Source organism: Pseudomonas sp. GW456-12-10-14-LB2 (genome assembly GCF_002884345.1).
Taxonomy (GTDB): domain Bacteria; phylum Pseudomonadota; class Gammaproteobacteria; order Pseudomonadales; family Pseudomonadaceae; genus Aquipseudomonas; species Aquipseudomonas paraglycinae.
In genome coordinates this window covers 1-252 of record NZ_POHV01000256.1, presented here as the reverse complement: position 1 = coordinate 252, position 252 = coordinate 1, and the positions used below count along the sequence as shown (strand labels likewise).

The following is a 252-nucleotide window of genomic DNA, read 5'->3' as shown; positions in this document are numbered from 1 at the left end:
TCCGAGCGTATCGTGAAGGACGACGTCTTCACCTCGATCCACATCGAGGAATTCGAAGTCATGGCGCGCGACACCAAGCTCGGGCCGGAAGACATCACGCGCGATATCCCGAACGTCGGCGAGGAAGCGCTGCGCAACCTCGACGAAGCCGGCATCGTGTACATCGGCGCCGAAGTCGAGCCGGGCGACATTCTCGCCGGCAAGATCACGCCGAAGGGCGAAAGCCCGATGACGCCGGAAGAAAAGCTGCTC

The 252-nt window shown here is 62.3% G+C and carries 1 protein-coding gene; it reads left to right on the top strand.

The window, feature by feature from the left end:
* The coding region (locus C1X29_RS30145; RefSeq protein ID WP_146023334.1) for a hypothetical protein at positions 1 to 252 on the top strand (252 nt) is incomplete at both ends.